At 70.4% G+C, this 22914-nt stretch carries 19 protein-coding genes; 10 read left to right on the top strand and 9 right to left on the bottom strand.

What is annotated here, in order from left to right; genetic code table 11:
- Positions 1-10: 10 nt before the first annotated feature.
- A complete protein-coding gene (locus ACFO8M_RS15520) occupies positions 11-520 on the top strand; it encodes a tripartite tricarboxylate transporter TctB family protein (RefSeq protein ID WP_387977140.1) in 510 nt (169 codons plus the stop codon).
- Between the two features lie 24 nt (positions 521-544).
- Positions 545-2062 carry a tripartite tricarboxylate transporter permease gene (locus ACFO8M_RS15515; protein ID WP_387977137.1) on the top strand — a complete coding sequence of 506 codons (1518 nt, stop codon included), beginning with the start codon at positions 545-547 and terminating at the stop codon, positions 2060-2062.
- A gap of 10 nt (positions 2063-2072) precedes the next feature.
- Here ACFO8M_RS15515 and rhaS read toward each other — a convergent pair whose 3' ends face one another.
- From rhaS to ACFO8M_RS15495, 4 genes are read right to left on the bottom strand one after another with little or no spacing between them, the layout of a single operon-like run.
- Positions 2073-3143 carry a rhamnose ABC transporter substrate-binding protein gene (gene rhaS, locus ACFO8M_RS15510; protein ID WP_387977134.1) on the bottom strand — a complete coding sequence of 357 codons (1071 nt, stop codon included), beginning with the start codon at positions 3141-3143 and terminating at the stop codon, positions 2073-2075.
- A gap of 12 nt (positions 3144-3155) precedes the next feature.
- Positions 3156-4148: an ABC transporter permease gene (locus ACFO8M_RS15505; protein WP_387977131.1), complete on the bottom strand. Its 993-nt coding sequence runs from the start codon at positions 4146-4148 to the stop codon at positions 3156-3158.
- The gene (locus ACFO8M_RS15500; protein WP_387977127.1) at positions 4138-5157 is read right to left on the bottom strand and encodes an ABC transporter permease; all 1020 of its coding nucleotides are present in this window, start codon (positions 5155-5157) and stop codon (positions 4138-4140) included. Before ACFO8M_RS15500 ends, ACFO8M_RS15505 begins: the two co-directional genes overlap by 11 nt.
- Positions 5154-6677, bottom strand: coding sequence for a sugar ABC transporter ATP-binding protein (locus ACFO8M_RS15495; protein WP_387977124.1), 1524 nt, complete (start codon positions 6675-6677; stop codon positions 5154-5156). Before ACFO8M_RS15495 ends, ACFO8M_RS15500 begins: the two co-directional genes overlap by 4 nt.
- A gap of 143 nt (positions 6678-6820) precedes the next feature.
- On the opposite strand from ACFO8M_RS15495, the gene ACFO8M_RS15490 reads away from it, so the two are divergent.
- From ACFO8M_RS15490 to ACFO8M_RS15470, 5 genes are all read left to right on the top strand, one after another.
- Positions 6821-8110, top strand: a complete 1290-nt coding sequence (locus ACFO8M_RS15490; protein ID WP_387977121.1) for an MFS transporter — start codon at positions 6821-6823, stop codon at positions 8108-8110.
- A gap of 93 nt (positions 8111-8203) precedes the next feature.
- Positions 8204-9427: a glycoside hydrolase family 64 protein gene (locus ACFO8M_RS15485; protein ID WP_387977118.1), complete on the top strand. Its 1224-nt coding sequence runs from the start codon at positions 8204-8206 to the stop codon at positions 9425-9427.
- A gap of 244 nt (positions 9428-9671) precedes the next feature.
- Positions 9672-10715 (top strand): NAD(P)-dependent alcohol dehydrogenase, encoded by a 1044-nt coding sequence (locus tag ACFO8M_RS15480; RefSeq protein ID WP_387977115.1) that lies wholly within the window; start codon positions 9672-9674, stop codon positions 10713-10715.
- A gap of 17 nt (positions 10716-10732) precedes the next feature.
- Positions 10733-11701, top strand: a complete 969-nt coding sequence (locus tag ACFO8M_RS15475) for an aldo/keto reductase (protein WP_387977112.1) — start codon at positions 10733-10735, stop codon at positions 11699-11701.
- Between the two features lie 17 nt (positions 11702-11718).
- Positions 11719-12699 (top strand): aldo/keto reductase, encoded by a 981-nt coding sequence (locus ACFO8M_RS15470; protein WP_387977109.1) that lies wholly within the window; start codon positions 11719-11721, stop codon positions 12697-12699.
- A 46-nt stretch (positions 12700-12745) separates the two neighbouring features.
- Here ACFO8M_RS15470 and ACFO8M_RS15465 read toward each other — a convergent pair whose 3' ends face one another.
- From ACFO8M_RS15465 to ACFO8M_RS15445, 5 genes are all read right to left on the bottom strand, one after another.
- Positions 12746-13642, bottom strand: coding sequence for a helix-turn-helix transcriptional regulator (locus tag ACFO8M_RS15465; protein WP_387977106.1), 897 nt, complete (start codon positions 13640-13642; stop codon positions 12746-12748).
- A 73-nt stretch (positions 13643-13715) separates the two neighbouring features.
- On the bottom strand, positions 13716-14765 hold the full coding sequence (locus ACFO8M_RS15460; protein ID WP_387977103.1) for a type III polyketide synthase: 1050 nt from the start codon (positions 14763-14765) through the stop codon (positions 13716-13718).
- Positions 14759-15946, bottom strand: coding sequence for an acyl-CoA dehydrogenase family protein (locus ACFO8M_RS15455; RefSeq protein WP_387977100.1), 1188 nt, complete (start codon positions 15944-15946; stop codon positions 14759-14761). Before ACFO8M_RS15455 ends, ACFO8M_RS15460 begins: the two co-directional genes overlap by 7 nt.
- Before the next feature lie 46 nt (positions 15947-15992).
- Positions 15993-16817: a UbiA family prenyltransferase gene (locus ACFO8M_RS15450; protein WP_387977097.1), complete on the bottom strand. Its 825-nt coding sequence runs from the start codon at positions 16815-16817 to the stop codon at positions 15993-15995.
- A 230-nt stretch (positions 16818-17047) separates the two neighbouring features.
- On the bottom strand, positions 17048-19102 hold the full coding sequence (locus ACFO8M_RS15445; protein ID WP_387977094.1) for a glycoside hydrolase family 36 protein: 2055 nt from the start codon (positions 19100-19102) through the stop codon (positions 17048-17050).
- A gap of 234 nt (positions 19103-19336) precedes the next feature.
- Here ACFO8M_RS15445 and ACFO8M_RS15440 point away from each other — a divergent pair, with 234 nt between their 5' ends.
- The 3 genes from ACFO8M_RS15440 (at position 19337) to ACFO8M_RS15430 (ending at position 22913) form a co-directional block, all read left to right on the top strand.
- Entirely contained in the window at positions 19337-20050 is a 714-nt protein-coding gene (locus ACFO8M_RS15440) for a methyltransferase domain-containing protein (protein WP_387977091.1), read from the top strand.
- Between the two features lie 206 nt (positions 20051-20256).
- Positions 20257-21930: an extracellular solute-binding protein gene (locus ACFO8M_RS15435; protein ID WP_387977088.1), complete on the top strand. Its 1674-nt coding sequence runs from the start codon at positions 20257-20259 to the stop codon at positions 21928-21930.
- The gene (locus ACFO8M_RS15430) at positions 21927-22913 is read left to right on the top strand and encodes an ABC transporter permease (RefSeq protein WP_387977084.1); all 987 of its coding nucleotides are present in this window, start codon (positions 21927-21929) and stop codon (positions 22911-22913) included. The genes ACFO8M_RS15435 and ACFO8M_RS15430 overlap by 4 nt, the downstream gene beginning before the upstream one ends.
- Position 22914: the final 1 nt, after the last annotated feature.

Below are 22914 nucleotides of genomic sequence, written 5' to 3'. Positions count from 1 at the left end.
TGAGGCGGTCATGGCCGACACCGAACCCGAAGCGGGCCAGAAAGAAAGCGCTGTCGACGCGGAGGAGCCGCGCTCGGGCGGCCGGGTCCAGGCCGTCATCGCGGGCGTCGTGCCCGTGGTGCTCGGCGGGGTCGCGGCCTGGCTGAGCTTCGGCCTGAACATCGGGAGCCTCACCGATCCGGGACCGGGGCTGTGGCCGCTGATCGTGGCGGGGCTGCTCGTGGCCTCAGGCATCGGGATCATCGCCGTGGTCGCCAAGGCGCGGAACGACACTGAGGCGTTCACCGGCGGGACGTTCGCGGTGCTCGCCGCCGCGGGCGGCCTGGCGGTGTACGCCTCGCTGTACGAGATCGTGGGCTTCGAGATCCCGACGGTGCTCCTGCTGTTCGCGTGGCTGCGGTTCCTCAGCAGGGAATCGTGGCTGTCGAGCGCCGTGATCGCCGTGGTCGCCACGGCGGTCGCCTACGCCCTGTTCATCATCGGGCTCGGCGTGCCTCTGCCGCACCTCATCGCCTTCTAGTCCGTTCTCACTGGAGTCTCGATCGTGGACCTCTCCCCCGTGCTCACCGGGTTCTCGGTGGCGTTCGAGTGGCAGAACCTCCTGTTCTGCCTCATCGGCGTCACCGTCGGGATGCTGATCGGCGTGCTGCCGGGCCTCGGCCCGGCCGCGACGATCGCGATCCTGCTGCCCGTCACCTACAACCTGGAACCGACGGCGGCGGTCATCATGCTCGCCGGGATCTTCTACGGTGCGCAATACGGCGGCACCATCACCTCGGTGCTGCTCAAGCTGCCCGGCGAGGCATCCACAGTGGTCACGGCGATCGACGGGCACGCGCTCGCGCGGCGCGGCGAGGCCGGGCCGGCCCTCGGGGTCGCGGCGATCGCCTCGTTCATCGGCGGCACCGCCTCGATCATCCTGCTCTCGTTCATCGCCCCGGCCCTGGCCGGATTCGCGCTGGCCTTCGGTCCGGCCGAGTACACGGTGCTGGCGCTCATCGGGATCTTCCTGGTGGGCACGCTCGGGAACGGCTCGGTCATCAAGAGCGCCGCGGCCGCCGCCGCGGGCCTGCTCCTGGCGACCGTGGGGCTCGACCCGCTCCTGGGCACGCCGCGGTTCACGTTCGGCACCGACCAGCTCGCCGACGGCATCGACTTCGTCATCGTCGCCATGGGGCTCTTCGGGGTCGGCGAGATCCTGTACAACCTGGAGCACCGCAACCGGCCGCAGCCGGCGGTGCCGTCGTTCGGGCGGGCGATCCCGAGCCGGCTGCACTGGCTGCGCTCGCGGATGGCGATCCTGCGCGGGTCGGTGGTGGGCTTCGTGCTCGGCGTCCTGCCCGGCGGCGGCGCGACCATGTCGTCCTTGGTGTCCTACGCCGTGGAGAAGCGCACCGCGAAGGATCCGTCCCGGTTCGGCAAGGGCGCCATCGAAGGCGTGGCGGGGCCGGAGTCGGCGAACAACGCCGCGGCGACCTCGTCGTTCATTCCGCTGCTGACGCTGGGGATCCCGGCGAACGCGACGATGGCGGTGCTGTTCGGCGCGCTCATGCTCCAGGGCATCGCACCGGGCCCGGCGCTGATGAGCGAGCACCCGGACGTGTTCTGGGGCGTCGTGAACTCGATGTACGTGGGCAACATCCTGCTACTGCTGCTGAGCATCCCGTTCATCGGCGTGTTCGTGCGGATGCTGAAGGTGCGCCCCGGCGTCCTCGCGCCGATCACCGTGGTCATCACGATGCTCGGGGTCTACTCGATCCGCAACAACGCCTTCGACATGCTGCTCGTGATCGGCCTCGGCCTGGTCGGGTACGGCATGCGCAAGCTCGGGTTCGAGCCGGGGCCGTTCGTGCTCGCGTTCGTGCTCGGCTCGCTCCTGGAGGCCTCCTTCCGGCGCTCGATGCGGATCTTCGGCGGCGACGTCACCGAGTTCGTGCAGCGACCGGTCTCCGGGACGCTCGTGGTCGTCCTGGTCCTCGCGGTAGTGGTCGTGCCGGTCCTCCGCGCCGTCCGCACCCGCCAGACGGCGAGTGCGGAGCAGGCGGGAGTAGCCGCAGATTAGCAGTGGCGCTTTAGAAGTCGAAGTCGTCGATGTTGTCCGCGTTGAAGCGGGTCGGGGGGCCGAGGGTGACCACACCTTCGGCCCCCACGGTGTATTCACCGAGGTCGCCGGCGGTGAAGACCTCGCCTTCGGCGCCGGTGATGATGCCGGACGCGGCGGCCGCGCCGGTGTAGGCGGCGAGTTCGCCGAGGGCCGTGGGGTCCCAGAGCGCGAACTCGGCGACCGTGCCGTCCTTCACGAACTCCCGCATCTGGTTCGGGGTGCCGAGGCCGGTGAGCGCCACCTGGCCCTGATACTCCGAGCCGGAGAGGTAGCGCGCGGCGGCGGCGATCCCCACGGTCGTCGGGGAGACGATCGCCTTGAGGTCCGGGTGGGCCTGCAGGAGGCCCTGGGTCTCGGAGAAGGACTTCTCGTCCTCGTCGTCGCCGTACACGACCTCGACCAGCTCCATGTCCGCATAGGACGGGTTGGACTCGAGCTCGGCCTCTATGACCTCGATCCACGCGTTCTGGTTGGTGGCGTTGGCCGTCGCGGAGAGGATCGCGATCTCGCCGGTGGCGTCGATCTGCTCGGCGGTCATCTCCAGGAGCGCCAGGCCGACCTCGTCGCTGTTCACCTGGCTGACGAAGAGGTCGCGGCAGGCCGGGTCCACATCGGAGTCGAAGGTGACCACCACCGAGCCGCCCGCGCGGGCCTGGTCGAGCGAGGAGCACAGGGCGTTGGGGTCGTTGGCGGACAGCAGGATCACGTCGGTGGCCTGCTGGCTGAGGGTGTCGATATAGCTGACCTGGGACGAGGCCGAGGCGTCGGAGGGGCCGGTGTACTCGTACGCGCCCTCCAGCGCGGTCGCGACCCCTTCGGCCCCAGTGCTGGAGGCCTCGAAGTACGGGTTGTTCACCGACTTCGGGAGCATCGCGTACGACAGGCCGGACTCGTACTCGGCCTCGGGGTTCGCGGAGCCGCCGGTGCCGGTCGGCTCGTCCCCGTCGTCCTCCCCTCGGGTGGTGCCGCCGCAGGCGGTGGCGGCCAGGAGGACGGCGAGCAGCGGGGCGGTGACGGCGAGGATTCGTTTGCGGGACATCGGATTGCCTTCCTAGGAGGGAGCTACGGTTCGGCGGCGGCGGGACCGCAGGGCGTCCCCTGCGGCGGCGAGCAGGTTCGGGGCGAGGACCGCGGCGATGAGCAGCGCCCCGGTGACGACGGTGAGCGCCTCGGTCGAGACGTGCGCGAGGCGCAGCGCGTTCTGCAGCGACGTCAGCAGGACCACCGCGGCGAGCACGCCCGGCAGGTTGCCCTTGCCGCCGAAGATCGAGACGCCGCCGAGCAGCACCACCGCCACCACGGTGAGTTCGAGGCCGTAGGCGTTGTCGGCGCGGGCCGATGAGTAGCGGAGGGTCCAGAACACTCCCACCAGCCCGGCCATCGCACCGGAGGCGACGTACAGCCAGAACTTCAAGCGCCCCACCGCGATCCCGGCATAGGCGGCGGCCACGTCGTTGGCTCCGGCGGCGTAGATCGAGCGGCCGACCGGAGTGGCGTGCAGGACGAGCCCGACGACGATCGCCAGCGCGGCCATCGGGATCACGAGGTTCGGGATCTCGGTGCCGCCGATGTTGCCGAGGGTCCAGCCGGTGAAGTCGCGCGGCCAGTCCGCGACGGCCGTGTCGCCGAGGAGCACATAGGACAGGCCGCGGTAGAGGGCGAGCGTGCCGATGGTGACGGCGAGGGACGGCAGTCCGAAGCCGGTGATGAAGAGGCCGTTGACCGCGCCGAGCAGCGCCCCGAGGAGCACGGCGAGCGGCATGATCGTCTCGAGCGCCACGCCGCCGTTCCACATGACGCCCATGGCGGCACTGGTGAGCCCCACGGTGCTCGCCACGGAGAGGTCGATCTCGCCGGTCGCGACGATGAGGGTCATGACCAAGGCCAGCAGGAGGACCGGGGCGAGGTCGACGATGATGTGCCCGGCGTTGCGGGCGGTGCCGAAGTGCTCCACGGATTGTGCGGCCACGAGCGGGAACGCGACGGTGGCGGCGATGACGGCCGCGTCCCACGAGAGGAGGCGGCGGGCGGCGTCATTCCACATGAGAGCCCTTCTTTCGCAGGGCGAGGGCGGCGCGCAGGGCGACGAGGCGGTCGAGGCCGACGGCGGCGAGGATGAGCGCGCCGACGATGGCCTGCTGCCAGAACGGCGGGATGCTGAGCACCGGCAGCGCGTTGTCGATGACCGTGAGCAGCAGAGCGCCTAGCCCTGCGCCGAGGACGGTGCCTGAGCCGCCGAAGATCGCGACGCCGCCGACGACCACGGCCGCGACGATGTCGAGCTCCATCCCGTACCCGGCCGAGGCGTCCACGGTGCCGAAGCGGGCCGCGTACAGGACGCCGCCGAGCCCGGCGAGCAGGCCGCAGAGGGCGTAGGCGCCCATGAGTCGCTTCCCGGCGGGGATGCCGGCGAGCCGGGCGGCCTCGGGGTTCGAGCCGAGGGCGTACAGGTCGCGCCCGGACCGGTAGTCGCGCAGGTAGACCGCGACGGCGGCGAGGACCGCGACGGCGATGAGGAAGAGGTACGGGACGCCGAGGAGCGTGCCGTTGCCGAAGTCGAGGAATCCGCCGGGCAGGTCCGAGGCGTTGACGCGGGAGCCTCCGGCGGTGAAGTAGACGATGCCGCGGAAGACGTAGAGCGTGCCGAGGGTGGCGACGAGCGGCGGCACCTTGCCGAAGTGGACGACTACGCCGTTCACGGCGCCGCAGCCGAGGCCGACGAGGAGTCCGATGAGGACGGCGAGCGGGACGGGCAGGCCGCCGCTCATCGCGTCGGCGGTCAGGTAGGCCGCCAGGCCGAGCGTCGAGCCGACGGAGAGGTCGATGCCGCGGGTGAGGACCACGATGGTCATGCCGCAGGTGAGCAGCACCGTCACGGCGGCGGCGAAGAGCAGGTCGCGCACGGACTGGCCGGACAGGAAGCGGGCGTTGACGGAAGCGGTCGCGCCGACGAGGACGGCGAGCGCGAGCAGCAGGCCTAGAGCGCGAAAGCGCAGGACCAGGTCGAGGAGCGTGGAGCCGGTGGGGTTGCGGGTCTGGGCGAGTGCGCTCATGCGGCGGCCTCCGCCGCCTGGCCGGTGGCGAGGCGCATCACGGCCTCTTCGGTGGCGTCGGCGCGGGCGAGTTCGCCGGCGAGGCGTCCTTCGCGCATGACCAGGACGCGGTCGGCCATGCCGAGCACTTCGAGGAGTTCGGAGGAGACCATGAGGACGGCGACGCCGTCGGCGGCGAGGCCCGACAGGAGCCGGTGGACCTCGACTTTCGTGGCGACGTCGATGCCGCGGGTGGGCTCGTCGACGATAAGGAGCTTCGGCCCGGTGGCGAGCCATTTGGCGAGGACGACCTTCTGCTGGTTGCCGCCCGAGAGGGTGGCGACCGGGTCGGTGAGGCGCCCGTACTTGGCGCGGAGCTTGGCGGTCCATGCGGCGGCCTCGCGCCGCTCCGTACCGCCGGTGAGGAAGCCGAAGCGCGCCAGGCGGTTTCGTCTCGCGAGCGTGGCGTTGCGGGTGACCGAGAGGTCGAGGAGCAGCCCTTGCTGGCGGCGGTCCTCGGGCACCAACGCGACTCCGGCTCGGATGGCGGCGCGCGGGTTGCCGGAGGGCAGGTCGCGGCCGAGGACGCGGACCCGCCCGGCGTCGCGGGCCTCGATGCCGAAGACGGCCTGCACGACCTCGCTGCGTCCGGCGCCGACGAGCCCGGCGAGGGCGACGATCTCCCCGGCGCGCACGGTGAACGAGACGTCGCGGCAGCGGCCCTCGCGGGAGAGCCCTTCGACTTCGAGGACGACCTGGCCCGGTTCCGTTGCGGTCCTGGGGAACATCGCGTCGAGTTCGCGGCCGACCATGCGGCGGATGAGTTCGTCGACGGTGACGTCCTCGACGGGGTCGGTCGAGACGTGGGCGCCGTCGCGCATGACGGTGACGCGCTGGCACAGGGCTTCGACCTCGTCGAAGCGGTGGGAGATGAACAGGATCGCGGTGCCTTTGGCGCGCAGTGCGTTCACGACGTCGAAGAGGCGTGCGACCTCGCGGGCGGTGAGGGCGGCGGTGGGTTCGTCCATGACCAGGACGCGGGCGTCGAGCGAGATGGCCTTGGCGATCTCGACGAGCTGCTGGTCGGCGATGGAGAGGCCCTTGGCGGGCCGGTCGGGTTCGAGGGGGACGCCGAGGCGTTCGAAGAGCGCGGCGGCGCGCCGGTCCATTGCGGCCCGGTCGATCCGGCCGAAGCGGCCGCGCGGTTGGCGGCCGATGTAGAGGTTCTCGGCGACGGTGAGGTCGCCGAAGAGGGCCGGCTCCTGGTAGATGACGGCGATCCCGGCGCTGATGGCCGCGGCCGGGTCGTGGAGGACGATGGGCTCACCGTCCATTTCGATCAGTCCGGCGTCAGGCCGGTAGAGACCGGCGAGGATCTTGATCAGGGTCGATTTTCCGGCCCCGTTCTCCCCCACCAGCGCATGTGCTTCTCCCGCATGGAGTTCCAGGCCCGCGCCGCGGAGCGCGCGCACCGCCCCGAAGGCCTTCTCGACCTCCCGCAGCGCCACCACCGGGCGCACCGATGCCTCGACCGTCGCCATCACCGCCTCAACTGAGCCATATAGTGAATCGTTTCAATAGATCGATCTACTAGAACGATACAAATCAACCCGCCCCCGGGTCAAGACGCGGCCGCTCCCAATTCGATTGACATCGATCCGTTACTGCTCCATCGTTGTCGCTTGTGCCCCTCATCGATCGCTCCCGCGTGAACCCGTACCGGCTCTACCTGGTGATGCGGGTGGCCCTGTCGTTCCTGGTCGCCATGGCGTTCACGACCTCCGTGGTGTACCGAGTGGACGAAGGCGGGATGAACCCGTTCGAGCTGCTCATGATCGGCACCGTCCTGGAGGTCACGTACCTCGTGTTCCAGCTCCCCACCGGGATTCTGGCGGACCTGGCGAGCCGGCGCGCGTGCGTCGTGGCGGGCTTCGGCGTGTACGCGGGCGGCCTGGTCATGCAGGGCTGCTCCGCGGAGTTCTGGGTCCATCTGGCGGCGCAGGTGCTCCTCGCGCTCGGCGCGGCGCTCATGAGCGGCGCGCAGGAGTCCTGGGTCGCCGACGAGACGCAGCGGGCCGAGCTGACGCCGGTCTACCTGCGCGCCACGCAATTGAGCTTCGTCGGCGGCATCACCGGCAGCCTCCTCAGCGGCGCGCTCGGCAGCATCGCGCTCAGCCTGCCGATGCTCGTGGGCGGCGTGCTCATGGCGATCGGCACCGTCGCGCTCGCACTCGTGATGCCCGAGCGGCACTTCCAGCGTCCTGCGAACGACGGCAAGGTGCAGACCGTCCTGCAGCAGGCGAGAGCTGAAGTGCGCGAGCAGGTCCGCGCTTCCCGGCGGGCCACGCGGGTGGTGCCCGGACTCGTGCTGCTGCTCGGGATGACCTTCGCGTTCGGACTGTGGAGCGAGAGCTTCGACCGCCTTTCCGGTGCGTTCCTGTTGGAGGACATCGGGTTCCCCGACCTGTTCGGCCTCGAACCGGCCATGTGGTTCAGCCTCATCTCGTGCGTGGTGGCGGTGGGCGGGATCGGCGTGACCGAATGGGCCCGGCGCCGCACCGCGCGGCTCGGATCGGGCTCGATCATCGGGATGCTGATGCTGTTCACCGCCGCGACGCTCGCGGGCGCCATAGGGTTCGGCCTCGCCGAGACCTTCTGGGTCGCGCTCGCGTTCCTGCTGCTCGTCTCGGTGTCCCGGCCGCTCTACGAACCGCTCGTCAACGGCTGGCTGGTGGTCCGGGTGGAGCCGAAGGTGCGCGCGACCGCACTGTCCGCAAGGGACATGTTCGACAGCGGCGGCCAGATCGTCGGCGGGCCGGTGATCGGCGTGATCGGCACCGCGTTCACCCTGCGGGCCGCGCTGCTCGCGGGCGCGGCCGTGCTGGTGCCCGCGATCCTTTGCCTGATCGGCATGGGACGCAAGGTCAAGGAGCCCGAGTCCGGCCCTGAACCCGTTGCCGCTCACGCGGAGTGACCGATTATGCGGTGAATTGCCCCTTTAATCTTTAAAGAAACCATGTTAATCTCGGGCGAATTCCTCGATCTCCGCACCGTTTGGAGGTTTTCCATGGTTTCGCGAAGAACCATGTTCACCGTCACCGCCGCCGCGGGAGCCGTCGCCGCGAGTTCCCCGTGGTGGCGCACGTTCGCCGTCCCCGCCGCCGAGGCCGCCCCGACCACCTGCGAACTCGCACTGGTCAACGACACCGACTCCCCCGCCGTCAACGCCTACGTCACCGGACGCGAGTTCGGCACCGACCGCATGATGCTGCTGCGGGCCAACGAGAGTCCGTACTACCTCGAGGAACCGGCCGGGCCCCGGACCCCGCTGCCGGTGAACGCCTCGATCCCGCTCGGGGCACCCGGAGCCGCACCGGTCGTGGTGACGCTGCCGCGCATGTACGGCGCCCGCGTGTACTTCGCCAGAGAGTCCGAACTGGAGTTCTTCGTCAATCCCGGCCCGGCGCTCGTCGAGCCCGCGCTGCACAACGCCGCCGACGCCAACTACGGCAAGATCGTCTCCTTCTGCGAGTTCACGTTCAACGACGTGCAGCTCTTCGTCAACGTCAGCTACGTCGACCTCGTCACCGCACTGCCGATCGGCCTGCGGCTGCAAGGCGACGGCGACCATGCCGTCGAGCCGCTCCCGGAGGGCGCGGTCGAGGCGATCGCCGAAGAGCTCGCCGCGCAGGCCGCGTCAGACGGGCAGCCTTGGGGCGACCTGGTCATGCGCGACGGCGGCGGGAGGATCCTGCGCGTCATGTCGCCGCAGAACATCATGGCGCCCCACTTCGGCCAGCCCGACATGCCGTTCGCCGGGTACTGGGAGGGCTACGTCGACCAGGTCTGGGAGCACTACCGCGGCACCGATCTGCGCATCGACCTCCAAGGCGGGCGCGGGGTCCTGACCGGCCGGGTGAACGGCGACGTGCTGACCTTCGACGACGGCTCGACGTTCGCGAAACCCGCGTCCCGCGACGTCTTCACCTGCGACCACGGGCCTTTCGCCAACATCCCGAGCGACACCGACGCGAAGAAGGGCGCGCTCGCGCGCCTCGCCGCCGCGTTCAACCGCAGCACCGTCCACAGCGATGCCGACCAGCCCAACGGTCCCGGCGTCGCCGACTTCTACGCCAACGAGATCACCAACCACTACGCCCGCGCCGTCCACGCCAACTCGCCGATCGGGTATGCGTTCCCGTACGACGACGTGACCCCCGACGGCGCGCCGGACCAGTCCGGAGTCGCCTTCGACGGCAACCCGACCAGGCTGACCCTCACCGTCACGTAAGGCGAGGCTTCCTGGGGAGGCTCGGGGCGCCGCCGGGATCCGGTGGCGCCCCGCGCCAGGCGGAACCGGGGACGGCCCTGGGGGGCCCTGTCGTTCCCCCCACTGCCCTCCCCCGGTCAAGGCCCGGTCATTGGCGGTTCATCGAATCGGGGCGAAGATCGTGTGGGCCGGAAACGCGCGCGCGTCGCAACCCGACGATTACGCTCACCGGTGACCTGCAACTTTCGAATGATCTGGAGCCTCCGTGCCGACCGTTACCGCATATGCCGCGCCGTCCGCGACCGAACCGCTGATCAAGACCACAATCGAACGCCGTGAGCTCGGTCCGCGCGACGTCCTCATCGAGATCAAGTACTCCGGCATCTGCCACTCGGACATCCACACCGTGCGCGGCGACTGGGGCCCGCAGCAGTACCCGCTCGCGCCGGGACACGAGATCGTCGGCATCGTCACCGAGGTCGGCGCTGAGGTCACGAAGCACGCCGTGGGCGGGCGCGCCGGCGTCGGCTGCATGGTGAACTCCTGCCGCGAATGCGAGCAGTGCCAGAAGGGCAACGAGCAGTACTGCCTCAACGGCAACATCGGGACCTACGCCGCGGTCGACGTCGACGGCACCATCACCCAGGGCGGCTACACCACCCACATCGTCGTCGACGAGGACTTCGTGCTCCGCGTGCCCGAGAGCATCCCGTTCGAGGCCGCCGCGCCGCTGCTGTGCGCCGGGATCACGACTTACTCGCCGCTGCACCACTGGAACGCCGGCCCCGGCAAGAAGGTCGCCATCGTGGGCCTCGGCGGGCTCGGCCACATGGGCGTCAAGTTCGCGCACGCCATGGGCGCCGAGGTCACCGTCCTGTCGCAGACGCTCAAGAAGCAGGAGGACGGCCTCCGCCTGGGCGGCGACCACTACTACGCGACCAGCGACCCGGCCACGTTCGCGACCCTCGCCGGAACCTTCGACCTCATCGTCAACACCGTCTCGGCGCAGGTCGACATCAACGCCTACCTGAGCCTGCTCAAGGTCGACGGGACACTCGTCAACGTCGGCGCCCCGGCCGAGCCGCTGCCCGTCGCCGCGTTCGCGCTCCTCATGGGCCGCCGCTCCTTCGCGGGCTCCGGCATCGGCGGCATCCAGGAGACCCAGGAGATGCTCGACTTCTGCGCCGAGCACGGCATCGCCTCCGAGGTCGAGGTCATCGGCGCCGACCAGATCAACGAGGCCTATGAGCGGGTCCTCGCCTCGGACGTGCGCTACCGCTTCGTCATCGACGCCGCGACCATGAACTGACGGAAGGACATCACCGCATGAGGACCACCACGCTCGGCGAAGGCGGACCCGAGGTCGGCGCGATCGGCTTGGGCTGCATGGGCATGACCTTCCAGTACGAGATGTCCGACGCGCGGGACGACGAGCAGTCGATCAGCGTCGTCCACCAGGCCATCGACGCCGGGATGACCCTGCTCGACACCGCGGACGTCTACGGGCCCCATACGAACGAGGACCTCCTCGGGCGCGCCCTCGCGGGCGGGTGGCGCGAGCGCGCGGTGCTCGCCACGAAGGTCGGCCTCGTCGTCACCGACGATTCGCAGACCCCGCCGGTCATCGGCAACAACGGCCGCCCCGAGCACGTGCGCGAGTCCATCGACGCGAGCCTGCGCCGCCTCGGCACCGACCACGTCGACCTCTACCAGCTCCACCGGGTCGACCCGGACGTGCCGATCGAGGAGACCTGGGGCGCGATGGCCGAAGCGGTCGCGGCCGGGAAGGCCCTGCGCATCGGGCTCTCGGAGGCGAACGTCGAGCAGATCAAACGCGCCGAGGCGGTCCACCCGGTCGCGTCCGTCCAATCGGAACTGTCCCTTTGGACCCGCGACCCGCTCGCCGAGGTGCTGCCGTACTGCGAGCGGCACGGCATCGCGTTCCTGCCGTTCTCGCCGCTGGGCCGCGGCTTCCTCGCCGGGCGGTTCGCGTCCTTCGACGAGCTGCCGCAGGACGACTTCCGGCGGCGCCTGCCGCGCTTCCAGCAGGACGCGCTGCGCGCCAACCTGGAGATCGTCGGCAGGGTCCGCCATGTCGCCGAACGCGTCGGCGCCACCCCGGCGCAGGTCGCGCTCGCCTGGGTGCTCGCACAGGGCGATCGCGTGATCCCTATCCCGGGCACCACGACGCCGAAGTACCTGGCGGACAACGCAGGTGCGGCCGACGTCAAGCTCACCGCGGCCGACCTGGCCGAACTCGACGCGCTCCCCGCACCCGTCGGCAGCCGCTACTGATTCACAAGGGAGCCACGATGGAGTACACCAGGCTGGGCTGCTCAGGCCTCAACGTCAGCCGGATCGTCCTGGGCTGCATGAGCTTCGGCGAACCGCACGAACGCGCGCCGTGGGTCCTGCGCGACGAGGCGGCCGAGCCGATCTTCCGGCAGGCGGTCGAATCCGGCATCACCTTCTGGGACACCGCGAACATCTACGGGCGCGGCACCTCCGAGGAGATCACCGGCCGGGCGCTCCGCAAGTACGCCAGTCGCGAGGACATCGTCCTGGCGACCAAGGTCTTCTCGCCGATGCACGCCGGGCCCGGCGGGTCCGGCCTGTCGCGCAAGGCGATCCTGGAGCAGATCGACGCCTCGCTGCAGCGCCTCGGCACCGACTACGTGGACCTGTACCAGATCCACCGGTTCGACCCCGAGACGCCGATCGAGGAGACCATGGAGGCCCTGCACGACGTGGTGAAGGCCGGCAAGGCCCGCTACCTCGGGGCCTCGTCGATGTGGGCCTGGCAGTTCGCGTCCATGCAGCACGCCGCCGAACTCGGCGGCTGGACGAAGTTCATCTCGATGCAGGACCAGTACTCGCTGATCCAGCGGGAAGAGGAACGCGAGATGTTCGGCCTGCTCGCCGACCAGGGCGTCGGCTCGATCCCGTGGAGCCCGCTCGCGGCGGGCCGGCTCGCCCGGCCCTGGGGGAAGACCGGCACCGACCGCGCGCAGGTCAACCCGACCACGGACCGCCAGGGCAGGCCGGCGTTCCTGGAGTCCGATAAGGACATTGTGGACGCGGTCGAGCGGATCGCCGCCGACCGAGACGTCGCCATGGCCACCGTCGCGATGGCCTGGGTGCTGCGCAACCCGATCGTGGACGCCCCGATCGTCGGAGCGACCAGGCCGCATCACTTGACGGACGCGGTGGCGGCACTCGGGTTCGCGCTCACCGAAGACGAGGTGGCCGCACTGGAGGGCCCGTACACGCCACGCGAGCCGACCTACTTCTAGGCCAGAGAACGAAGGCCGGGGCGCTTGGAGCGCCCCGGCCTTCGCGTCACTGCTGCATCTCGACGGCGGCTTCGATCGGTCCATCCACAGGGGAGGCCATGTCGAGGAGGGCGAGCGCGTCCTCCTGGCCGGAGCCCGGTTCGGCGTAGTAGACGATCATGCGCAGCCCGTTCGTCCCCGACAGCTCCAGGCCCTGGTAGCCGAGGGTGATATCGCCGACGAGCGGGTGGTGGTACGACTTGCGCCCGGTCGTGTGGCCCCGCACTTCGTAACGGTCCCAGAGCTTCGCGAACTCCGGGCTCTTCACGAGCAGCTCCCCCACCAGGTTGGTGAGGTCGGGCGCGTCCGGTTCCGTCCCGGCCAGCGCCCGCAGGTTCGCCACGCAGCCGCGCACCTGGTTCGACCAGTCGGCCATCACCTCTTTGGCGGCCGGGTGCAGGAACAGGTAGCGGGCGACGTTGCGCTTGTTCGCGGGCCACTCCTCGATCCCGGCGAGGAGGCGCAGGCCGCCGGGGTTGGCGGCGAGGACGTCCATGCTGCGGCTCGCCACGTAGGCGGGGTTCGGGCGCAGGCGTTCGAGGATCTGCTCGATCCCGGGCGGCAGGGTGCGGCTCGGGGCCTTCGGGGTGTCGGTGGAGCGGCGGGCGGCGCTCGCGGCGAGGTCGCGCAGGTGCTCGACCTCGGGCTCGGCGAGTTTGAGCGCGCGGGCGAGCGCGTCGACCACCTGCGGGCTCGGGCGGGTCTCCTTGCCGCGTTCGAGCCGGGTGTAGTAGTCGATGCTCACGCCGGCGAGGGTCGCGAGTTCTTCGCGGCGCAGGCCGGGGGTGCGCCGGATGCCGGGACCGGTGGTCAGGCCCACGTCGGCCGGGGTGATCTCCTCGCGCCGCGCGCGCAGGAACCGTCCGAGCGCGGAGCCGGCGCCGGGCTGATTCGTGGTCGTCATGCGCCCATTGTTCCACCGCTGCGACCTGGGGCGCCGTGGCTTGAGGGGCCGCGTTGCACCCAGGAAGCGGGCGTTACCGGTCGGGTTCGAGGAGGGCCGCGTACAGCGTGAGGCCGGGGCCGAAGGCCAGAGCCACGATGGGGCCGGTTGGTGCTCCGGCGGCCAGGATCTCCTGCAGGACGAGAAGCACTGTGGCCGAGGAGCAGTTGCCGTGCTCGGCGAGCACTTTGCGGGAGGTGGCCAGGGCGTTCGGGTCGAGGCCGAGTCCTTCGTCGATCGCGTCGAGGATGCGCGGGCCGCCGGGGTGGACGGCCCAGGCCGCGACGTCGGGCACATCGTGGCCGTGGCGGCCGAGGAGGTCTTTCACGAGTGGGCCGACGTGTTCGGCGAGGGCGTCGGGGACTTCCGAGGAGAGGCCCATGCGGAAGCCGAGGTCGGTGATGTCCCAGGTCATCTGGTGGCTGCGGCCGGTGTCGGTACGGGAGGCGACGTCGACGACGCGCAGGCGGGGCGCGTCGGTGGCGTCGGGTCGCAGGACGAGTGCGGCGGCGGCGTCGGAGAAGAGGGCGTGGGAGACCATCTGCTCGGGGTCGATGGAGGCGGGCTGGAGGTGCAGCGAGGTGAGTTCGAGGCAGAGCAGGACCGCCGGGCGTTCACGGGCCGCGACGTAGTCGGCGATGGTCGCCAGGGCCGGCAGGGCGGCGTGGCAGCCGGTGTGTCCGATGAGGAGTCTGCGGGTGTCGGCGGGGAGCGGCAGTGCGGCGGCGAGGTCGATGTCGAGGCCCGGGGTGCGGTAGCCGGTGCAGGTGGCGACGGCGAGCAGGCCGATCTCGTCGGGGTCGGTGGCTGCGGCTTCGAGCGCGTTTCGGACCGCTCGCAGGCCGAGGGGCGGCGCGACCTCGCCGTAGCGTCGCATGCGTTCGGCGGTGGACCAGTCGGCGACGGCCTTGAACTCGGCCGGTTCGGTGGCCGAGTGGCGGTGGTGCACGTCCGAGCCGGTGAAGATCCGCTGGGCGAGCCTGCTGCGGGAGAAGTGCCATCGGAACACGTCGTCCCACAGCTGTTCCTGGCTGTAGGTCGGCGGGAGGGCGGCGCCGATTCCGGCGATGCGGGCGGTCACCATCGCGGGACCGCGGCGTCGTGGTCGGGGTCTTCGCCGAGGGCGGCGACGCCGAGCCAGTCGGCGCAGACGTCCGAGGTGGCGGGTTGCAGTGCGCCGCAGCGGGCGTCGCGGTAGAGCCGTTCCAGGGTGTGGCCGCGGCGGGTCGCGGAGGCGCCGGCGGCTTCCAGGAGTGAGGAGGCCACTTGTACGGCTGTGTCCCCGGCGGTGAGTTTGGCGCGCCAGACCCACCGGTTTGTCTCGGGATCGCCTGGGGCGCTGTCGATCCGGGCGGCGGTCTCGGCGACGACGAGTTCGGCGGCGGCGACGGCGGTGTCGGCGCGGCCGAGGCGGGCGCGGGCGGAGGGGAGGCCGCCGAAGCCGCGGGTGCGGAGGTGCTCGGCGGCGGCGTCGACCGCGGCGCGCGCGACGCCCGCGTACACCGCCGAGTAGGAGGCCACGAGCCATTGCGGCATGGCTTCGGCGATCATCAGCGTGAGGCCTTCGACGCCGCCGAGGAGGGCGTCGGGGCCGACTTCGACGTCGAAGTGCACGTCCTGGCTTCCGGTGGCGCGCATGCCGAGCGAGTCCCAGGTCTCTTCGACGCGGATGCCGTCCCCGGCGGGGACGAGGAAGTAGGAGACCTGCGGTTCCTCGGCTTCGGCCTCGCGCGCGGTGACGAGGTAGGCGTCGACGTGCCCGGCGCCGGAGACGAACGCCTTGCTGCCGGTGATCCGGAATCCGCTGTCGGTGCGGCGGTATGCGGTCGAGGTGCGGGAGAGGCGTGAGCCGGTGCCGCGTTCGCTCATCGCGACGCCGTAGAGCGCGCCGCCGGCCGCGGCGGCCAGGGCCTTGTCGCGGGCTTCGAAGGAGCTCTTGGGGGCGCCGAGCAGGCGGACGAGGTCATCGGGGGTCTGCGCGAGAGCGCCGGTGACCGAGGCGTGCATGTTGAAGATGAGCGCCGTGGAGCCCGCGCCCCGGGCGAGCGCGGTGGCCACGCGCGTGTACTCGGCGAAGGAGGCGCCGAACCCGCCGAGCCGCTCGGGCACCATGAGCCCGAACAGGCCCGCGGCCCGCAGATCCGCGAAGTCCGCTTTGGGGAACCGGCCCTCCTCGTCGTGTGCGGCGGCGCGTTCGGCGAGACTGGGGGCGAGCTCGCGGGCCAGGGCCAGCGCTCGTTCACCGGGGCTCTCTGCTTGAGTCATGCGCATCAGTGTCCTCGGAACCTCGGTCGCGATCAACCCCAGCAGCTTACGCGGTGGATATTCCAGTGTGGAGCAAAAGGGCGACGTCGATCAGCGCCACCAGCATCACCGCGCGGAACGCGGCCCTGGACCGCGGGCGGCCGTCGAGGAGGAAGCCGACCACGAGGATGCTCACGGCCAGCGGCACGGTCGCGAGCGCGACCGGCGACGGCGCGCCGTCGGGTCCGAACACGAGCAGCACTGACGTGGTCAGGACGAGAGCGGCCGTCGCGAACCGGCTCACCGGCGGCCCCAAGCGATGCGGCAGGCCCCGCACCCCGGTGGCGGCGTCGTCGGCGAGGTCGGGCAGGACGTTGACGAAGTGCGCCGCGGACCCGAGCGCCGCGGCGGCGGCGATGAGCCACGCCGGCGGGTACGGCGCGCCGTTGGCGAGGTACGCGGGCAGCAGCCCGAAGGAGACCGCGAACGGCACCACGGAGAACGCGGTGGCCTTGACGCCGAGGTCGTAGGCCCAGGCCGAGGCGAGGGCGACGATGTGCAGCCCGCCCGCGAGCGGCGCCGAGAACAGCGAGAGGACCACCGCGCAGGCCGCGGACACGATGCAGGCGGTGCGTACGGCGGCAACGCTGATCGCTCCGGCCGCCAAGGGCTTGTCGGTGCGCCCCACTTGGGCGTCGCGGGGCGCGTCGATGAGGTCGTTGAGCCATCCGACGGACAGCTGCCCGGCGAACACCGCCGCCGTGGCGACGATCGCCGAGACGAGTGACCGCTCCGAACCCAGCGCCAGCCCGGCCGCGACGGCCGAGACCGCGACCGCGGGCAGCGGATGGGACGCCCGCACCAGGGCCCCGCTCGCCGACAAACGCTTCACGGCCGCCAGTGTGCCACTTCGGAGCCGCGAGCGGAATCCCCGGACGCGACGAGACCGAGGCGGTCTCGAAGCCCGGTAAGCGGGCCTTCCGGTTCCGGGCGCGTATGCAGCCGCATCCCGGCCGGAAGGCCCTGTTCGCGGGCTGTTCCGATCGCGAATCGACCCCCCGACCCTCACATCGCGCCCGCGAACACCCCGGGGCCGAGCCCCCCGGGACGTCTTCCGCCTCGCTACAGCACCGTGAAGACCCGGGCGGCGGGACCGGCGGGCACCTCGACGACCGGCGCGCCTTCGGTCATGCGGATCTTCCACTCCGGCAAGGCGACCGGGTAGGCCTGCTCGATCGTGCGCCCGCGCAGCCCCGGCAGGGCGATCTCGGCGGCCTCGCCACGCGACCAGATCGCCAGCAGCGACTCGTTCCCGGCGTCGAGCTGCAGCGCGATCACCTCGTCGTCCCAACCGGGCAGACCCAGCGGCCACACCGGATGCGAGACCGCGATGCGGTGGCGCCAGTTCTTGTGGAGCGCAATGGCCTCGCGCACCAGAGCGAACTGGTCGCCGCCGAGCCCGCCGAGGAAGCCGGACAGGTAGAGCCGGCCCATGACACCGGCCGTCATCGCAAACGCCGTCTCCTCCAGGCTCATCGACTTGTCCGGGTACGCCCAGTTCCCGGCCTGCTCGGGGGCGACGCTCGCGGGCGCGGCGGCGGCGATCGACGCGTACAGCCGGAAATCCTGCTGGTCGCTCGTGGACTGCAGGTGCGCCACCGACAGCACGTTGTAGTCCATGCGCATCCCGCCAGAACCGCAGTTCTCGAACAGCACCTCCGGATGCCGCCGCTGCGCCTCGCTCAGCCAGTCGCGGAACGCCCGGGTGTGCCCCAGCAGCCCGGCTCCGGGCCCGTCGGCGTCCACATCGGTGCCCACGCCGGCGTTCACGTTGTAGTCGAGCTTGAAGAACTCGATCCCGAACCCGGCGATGAGCCGGTCCACGGTCTCGTCCAGATGGGCGCGGGCCGCCGGGTGGCGGAAGTCGAGCTGGAAGTGCCCGGTCTCGTTGACGCGCTTGCCATGTCGCCGGAAGAACGCCGCCTCGGGCAGGTCCCGCCCGGCCGCCGCCTTCTCGCCGACCGCTTCGGGTTCGAGCCAGATCCCCGGCCGCATCCCCTTGGCGCGGATCGCGTCGATGACCGCGATGAGGCCGCCGGTGAACAGCCCGGGGACCTCGCGCCAGTCGCCCGAGTCCGTCCACCAGTTCCCGGTGCCGTACCAGCCGGCGTCGACGCAGAAGTACTCCGCGCCCGCTGCCGCCGCCGCCTCGATGAGCGGCAGCTCCTTCTCCGTCGACGGCCCGGCCATGAGTGTGTTCATGAAGTCGTTGTAGACCAATGGAAGCCGCTCATCGACCGGCCGCATCTCGCGGATCGCGCGCCGGTAGTCGGTGAGCGCGGCGAAGGCCGCGTCCCGGCCGCCCTCAGCGATGCAGAAGCCGGCCGGGACGGTCGTGAACTCCCCGCCGGGCGCCAGGCGCTGGGCGAACTGGTGGTATAGGTCGGTCGGGCCGTACACGCCGACGGTGACCGTGCCCTCGTTCTGACTCGCCTCCCAGTGCCAGCCAGCGCTGGTCTCGACCTGCCACGCGATCGAGGGCCCGTCCTCGGTCGCGAGGACCCCGGTCGGCAGGAACTCGCCGCTCGAGAAGGACCCGTGGCTGGTCACGCCGAAGTTCCCGCGATTGGTCCGGCCGTGGTGGAACGCCGGGTTGACGTTCGGCAGCAGTTCCTTGAGCGGACGCTGCTGCCAGCGACCTTCGGCGAGCCATTCGCTTTCGCCCCAGAGCAGATCGTGCGCGCCTTCCGGGACGGCCACGATCGCGGAGCTCACGTTGAGGAGCATGAGGTCGGCGTCGGAGCCGTTGCGGACGGTGTGCCGGATCTGGAGTCCCGGTCCCGCCGCCCGGAAGCAGCTGGTCACTTCGAGGCCGCTCTCCGGCTCGCGCTGGGAGATCCTGAGCTCGCCCGCGGACACGTCGTGCCCGGTGTAGCGCAGCCGCGGCCCGGCTCCCCACAGCAGGAGGCTGTGGGTGGGGCGGGCGCGCCGCTCGCCGGCGGTGCTCACATCGACGATCGCCATCGGCGCGGTCACCGACGCCGCACCCGGGCCGGTCGCCCAGCGGACGAGCCGGACGGGCTGGTCCTCGCCGCGCTCGAACCGAAGGAACAGTCCGTTGTGGGCCCACTCGAAGGCGGGTTCGCGGCCTGGGTCCCGCGGGACGGTCGATGTCACTGATCTACTCCGTTTGTCAATGCTTGAATACAGACGAGTCAACGAACCAAGCTAGCCGCAGGCCCTGGGCATCACAAGAGTTGCAGCCACAGAAGTCTGATGATTTTGACGTGCCAGGCGATCGCAATGAAGGATGAACCAGTTCAATTACGTCGAATACATCGACGAAGATAGTGCTTGATCTGCAAATAGATTCGATGTATCTGGCGCAGTCGGACGGATGAGGAGCAGCAGTTGGCCACCCCCGAGCCCCTGGCGCCGAACGACCCCGAGCTGTACGACCGCTTGGCCGAGGAGTGGTGGCGCCCGAGGGGCGTGTTCGCGATGCTGCACTGGCTCGCCGCGGCGCGGGGAGCGCTCGTTCCGCATGCGCCCTGTGCGGATGCGGTCCTGGTGGACCTCGGCTGCGGCGCGGGACTCCTCGCCCCGCATCTGGAAGGCAAGGGCTACAGGCACATCGGCGTGGACCTCTCGCTCGAGGCCTTGCGGCAGGCCGCCGAGCACGGCGCCCTCGCCGTCCAGGGCGATGTGCTCGCCGTGCCCCTGCCCGATTCGTGCGCTGAGGTCGTGGTGGCCGGGGAGATCCTGGAGCATGTCTCCGATCTCCCCCGCGCGGTCGCCGAAGCGTGCCGCCTCCTGCGCCCCGGCGGGCTGCTCGTGATCGACACCTTGGCGGCGACCGCTCTGTGCCGCTTTCTGGCGATCGGCGTCGCCGAGCGGATCCCGCGCATTGCGACGCGCGGCGTCCACGACCCGGCCCTCCTGGTCGACCGCGAGGCGCTCGTCAAGGAGTGCGCGAAACACGGTGTGGCCCTGGAGCTTCGCGGTATTCGGCCGTCGATGGCCGACTTCGCACTCTGGCTTCTGCACCGCCGATCGACCGTCCGGATGGTCCCGGTTCCCACCACCGCGGTGCTGTTCCAAGCACGGGGCCGCAAGCGGCGTTGAGCACCCCTCAGGACCCGGCTGACGCACCGCCCACGTCACTGGCGGTTACCGCTCGGTACTCACTCATGTAGATGTTGCTTTTGGGAGGGGTGTTGCACGCGTCTCACCGAGGGCGTTATATTTGTTTGGTCATACCATTAAACAACGGCCGCCCCCGCCTGCATAAATCCCGGCGAAACCTGTATCCCCCAACGAAAGGCATCGCCATGGGCGACACCTCAAGCAACGTCCCCACTTTCCGAATCCAGCGCCGCGGCCTCTTCCAGGCCGGCGCGGCAGGCGCGGTCGCCGCCTCCCTCGCCGGGTGCGCGGCACTCGACGAAGGGCCCGAAGGCACGGCCGCAGGGTCCGAGGAACTCGCGGATCTGCTCCCGACCTACACGCCGTATGAGGGCGGCATCGAGCCCGACCTGCCCGGCCAGCCCGACGCCACCGTCACCCCCGGCTTCCTCTCGCGCCCGGCCGAACCGGTCCAGGCCATCGCCGAGGCGCCGATGACCACCGGCGAGGACATCACCGCGATCACCCCCCTGTGGAACCCGACCCCGCCCGGGCTGCCCGACAACTCGTACTTCACGACGGTCAACGAGATCCTCGGCGGCACCGTCGTCTTCAACATCGCCGACGGCAACAACTACCTCGACAAGATCACCACCACCCTCGCCAGCGGCGACGTCCCGGACATGTTCCAGATCCCCGGCTGGGAGATCGTGAACCTCTCCGACTTCAGCGAGGCCGCGAACGAGCTGTTCGCCGACCTCTCGCCCTACCTCGCCGGCGACAAGGCGGCCGCGGACTACCCGCTCCTCGCCTCCTACCCCACGGCCGCATGGGCGATGGGCGTCTTCGGCGGCACGCTCCTCGGCATCCCCTGGGAACGGGCGCCCTACACGAACGCGCTGTTCGCCCGCCAGGACATCCTCGACGAACTCGGCCTGGAGCACCCGACCAACCTCGAAGAGCTCCTTGCGATCGCCGAAGAGGTGAACGACCCGTCGAAGAACCGCTGGGCGTTCGCCAGCCTCGACCAGACGATCCAGGAGGCCATGGGCGTGCCCACGCTGTGGACCGTCCAGGACGGGAAACTCGTCCACAAGTTCGAGACCGAAGCCTTCGCGGCCGCCATCGAATTCACCAGGAACGCGTTCGACAAGGGCCTCGTCCACCCCGACTACGTGGCCGACCGCTCCACGAACGCCAAGGAGATCATCGGCTCCGGCCAGGGCGTGTTCTACGAAGACGGCCTCGGCGCCTGGCACGAGATGTTCGCGACCTACCGCAACGTCGAGGGCTTCAACCTCCAGATCGTGAACCCGCTGGCCCGCGAGGCCGGGGGCACGCCCACGATCTGGCGCGACGACCCCGCCGGCATGTTCACCTTCATCAAGAAGGACCTCTCGGAGGAGCGCGTCAAGGAGTGCCTGCGGGTCGCCAACTGGTGCTCGGCCCCGTTCGGCACCGTCGAATTCGACCTCGTCTCCGACGGCGTCGAAGGCGTCCACTTCACCGTCGACGCCGAAGGCGTGCCCCAGCGCACCGAACTCGGCCAGACCGAGGTCGCGCCCACCTACATGTTCCTCTCCGGCCGGTCCAACGCGAACAACAAGTTCCAGTACCCGGGCATGGTCGAAGCCCTGCACGCCTGGGAGACCAACGCCGCGCCGTTCCTCGACCCCAACCCGTTCCAGGGCCTGCGCGTCGAAATGCCCTCCGACCTCTCCGCGGAGAACGAGCCGATGAAGGACGCCCACCACGAGATCTACCGCGGCCAGCGCGAAGTCGCCGACTGGGCGACCCTGGTCGAGGACTGGCGCGCGAAGGTCGGCGACGCCGCCCGCGAGTACTACACCAAGGTCGCCGAGGACAACGACCTCCTGTGAGCGCCTTGACCTCGACGAAGTCCCCGGCCGCGCAGGCCGGGGACTCCCCCGGACGGAAGGCGCCCAAGCCGAAGGCGCACTGGCGGACGCGGCTGAAACGCGACTGGCCGCTGCTCCTCATGGCCGCGCCGATGATGCTCCTGGTGTGGGGGTTCTGGTGGATCCCCACGCTGGGCAACGTGGTCGCCTTCCAGGACTACAAGCCGTTCACCGGCGGCATCCTCGGCTCGCGCCTGGTCGGCTTCACGCACTTCCAGATGCTGCTCAGCGACCCGGAGTTCCTGCGGGCCCTGGTGAACACGCTGTCGATCACCGCGTTCCAGCTGGTGTTCTACTTCCCCGTGCCGATCGCTCTGGCGCTGCTGCTGCACTCGCTCGCCTCCGAGCGGCTGCGGTCGATGCTCCAGAGCGTCGTGTACCTGCCGTACTTCTTCTCCTGGGTGCTCGTGATCGCGATCTTCCAGCAGATGCTCGGCGGGGCGGGTCTCCTCAGCCAGGTGTTGCGCGCCAACGGGTTCGAGGCCGTGGACTGGATGACCGATCCGGACACGTTCATTCTGCTCGTCACGTCGCAGGCGATCTGGAAGGAGGCCGGCTTCGGGGCGATCATCTTCCTCGCGGCGCTGGCCGCGATCGACCCGAACCAGTACGAGGCCGCGGCGGTCGACGGGGCCGGGCGCTGGCGGCGGCTGTGGCACATCACGCTGCCGGGGATCCGGCCGGTGATCGTGCTGCTGCTGATCCTCCGACTCGGCGATTCGCTGAACGTCGGGTTCGAGCAGTTCTTCCTGCAGCGCAGCGCGGTCGGGTCGCAGGCCTCGGAGGTCTTCGACACGTTCGTCTACTACAGCGGCATCCGCACGGGCGACTTCGACTACGGGGCCGCGGCGGGGCTGTTCAAGGGCGTGGTCGGGCTCGTGCTGATCCTGGCCGCCAACAAGTTCGCCCACATGCTGGGTGAGCGGGGGGTGTACTCGAAATGAG

Source organism: Glycomyces rhizosphaerae (assembly GCF_042647865.1).
GTDB classification, from domain to species: domain Bacteria; phylum Actinomycetota; class Actinomycetes; order Mycobacteriales; family Micromonosporaceae; genus Glycomyces; species Glycomyces rhizosphaerae.
This window is presented reverse-complemented; position numbering and strand designations above follow the sequence as displayed.

Coding starts and splice junctions, on each gene's coding strand:
- ACFO8M_RS15520 (WP_387977140.1), top strand. CDS start 11: ATGGCCGACACCGAACCCGAAGCGGGCCAGAAAGAAAGCGCTGTCGAC.
- rhaS (WP_387977134.1), bottom strand. CDS start 3,143: ATGTCCCGCAAACGAATCCTCGCCGTCACCGCCCCGCTGCTCGCCGTC.
- ACFO8M_RS15505 (WP_387977131.1), bottom strand. CDS start 4,148: ATGTGGAATGACGCCGCCCGCCGCCTCCTCTCGTGGGACGCGGCCGTC.
- ACFO8M_RS15500 (WP_387977127.1), bottom strand. CDS start 5,157: ATGAGCGCACTCGCCCAGACCCGCAACCCCACCGGCTCCACGCTCCTC.
- ACFO8M_RS15495 (WP_387977124.1), bottom strand. CDS start 6,677: ATGGCGACGGTCGAGGCATCGGTGCGCCCGGTGGTGGCGCTGCGGGAG.
- ACFO8M_RS15485 (WP_387977118.1), top strand. CDS start 8,204: ATGGTTTCGCGAAGAACCATGTTCACCGTCACCGCCGCCGCGGGAGCC.
- ACFO8M_RS15475 (WP_387977112.1), top strand. CDS start 10,733: ATGAGGACCACCACGCTCGGCGAAGGCGGACCCGAGGTCGGCGCGATC.
- ACFO8M_RS15470 (WP_387977109.1), top strand. CDS start 11,719: ATGGAGTACACCAGGCTGGGCTGCTCAGGCCTCAACGTCAGCCGGATC.
- ACFO8M_RS15465 (WP_387977106.1), bottom strand. CDS start 13,642: ATGACGACCACGAATCAGCCCGGCGCCGGCTCCGCGCTCGGACGGTTC.
- ACFO8M_RS15460 (WP_387977103.1), bottom strand. CDS start 14,765: ATGGTGACCGCCCGCATCGCCGGAATCGGCGCCGCCCTCCCGCCGACC.
- ACFO8M_RS15455 (WP_387977100.1), bottom strand. CDS start 15,946: ATGACTCAAGCAGAGAGCCCCGGTGAACGAGCGCTGGCCCTGGCCCGC.
- ACFO8M_RS15435 (WP_387977088.1), top strand. CDS start 20,257: ATGGGCGACACCTCAAGCAACGTCCCCACTTTCCGAATCCAGCGCCGC.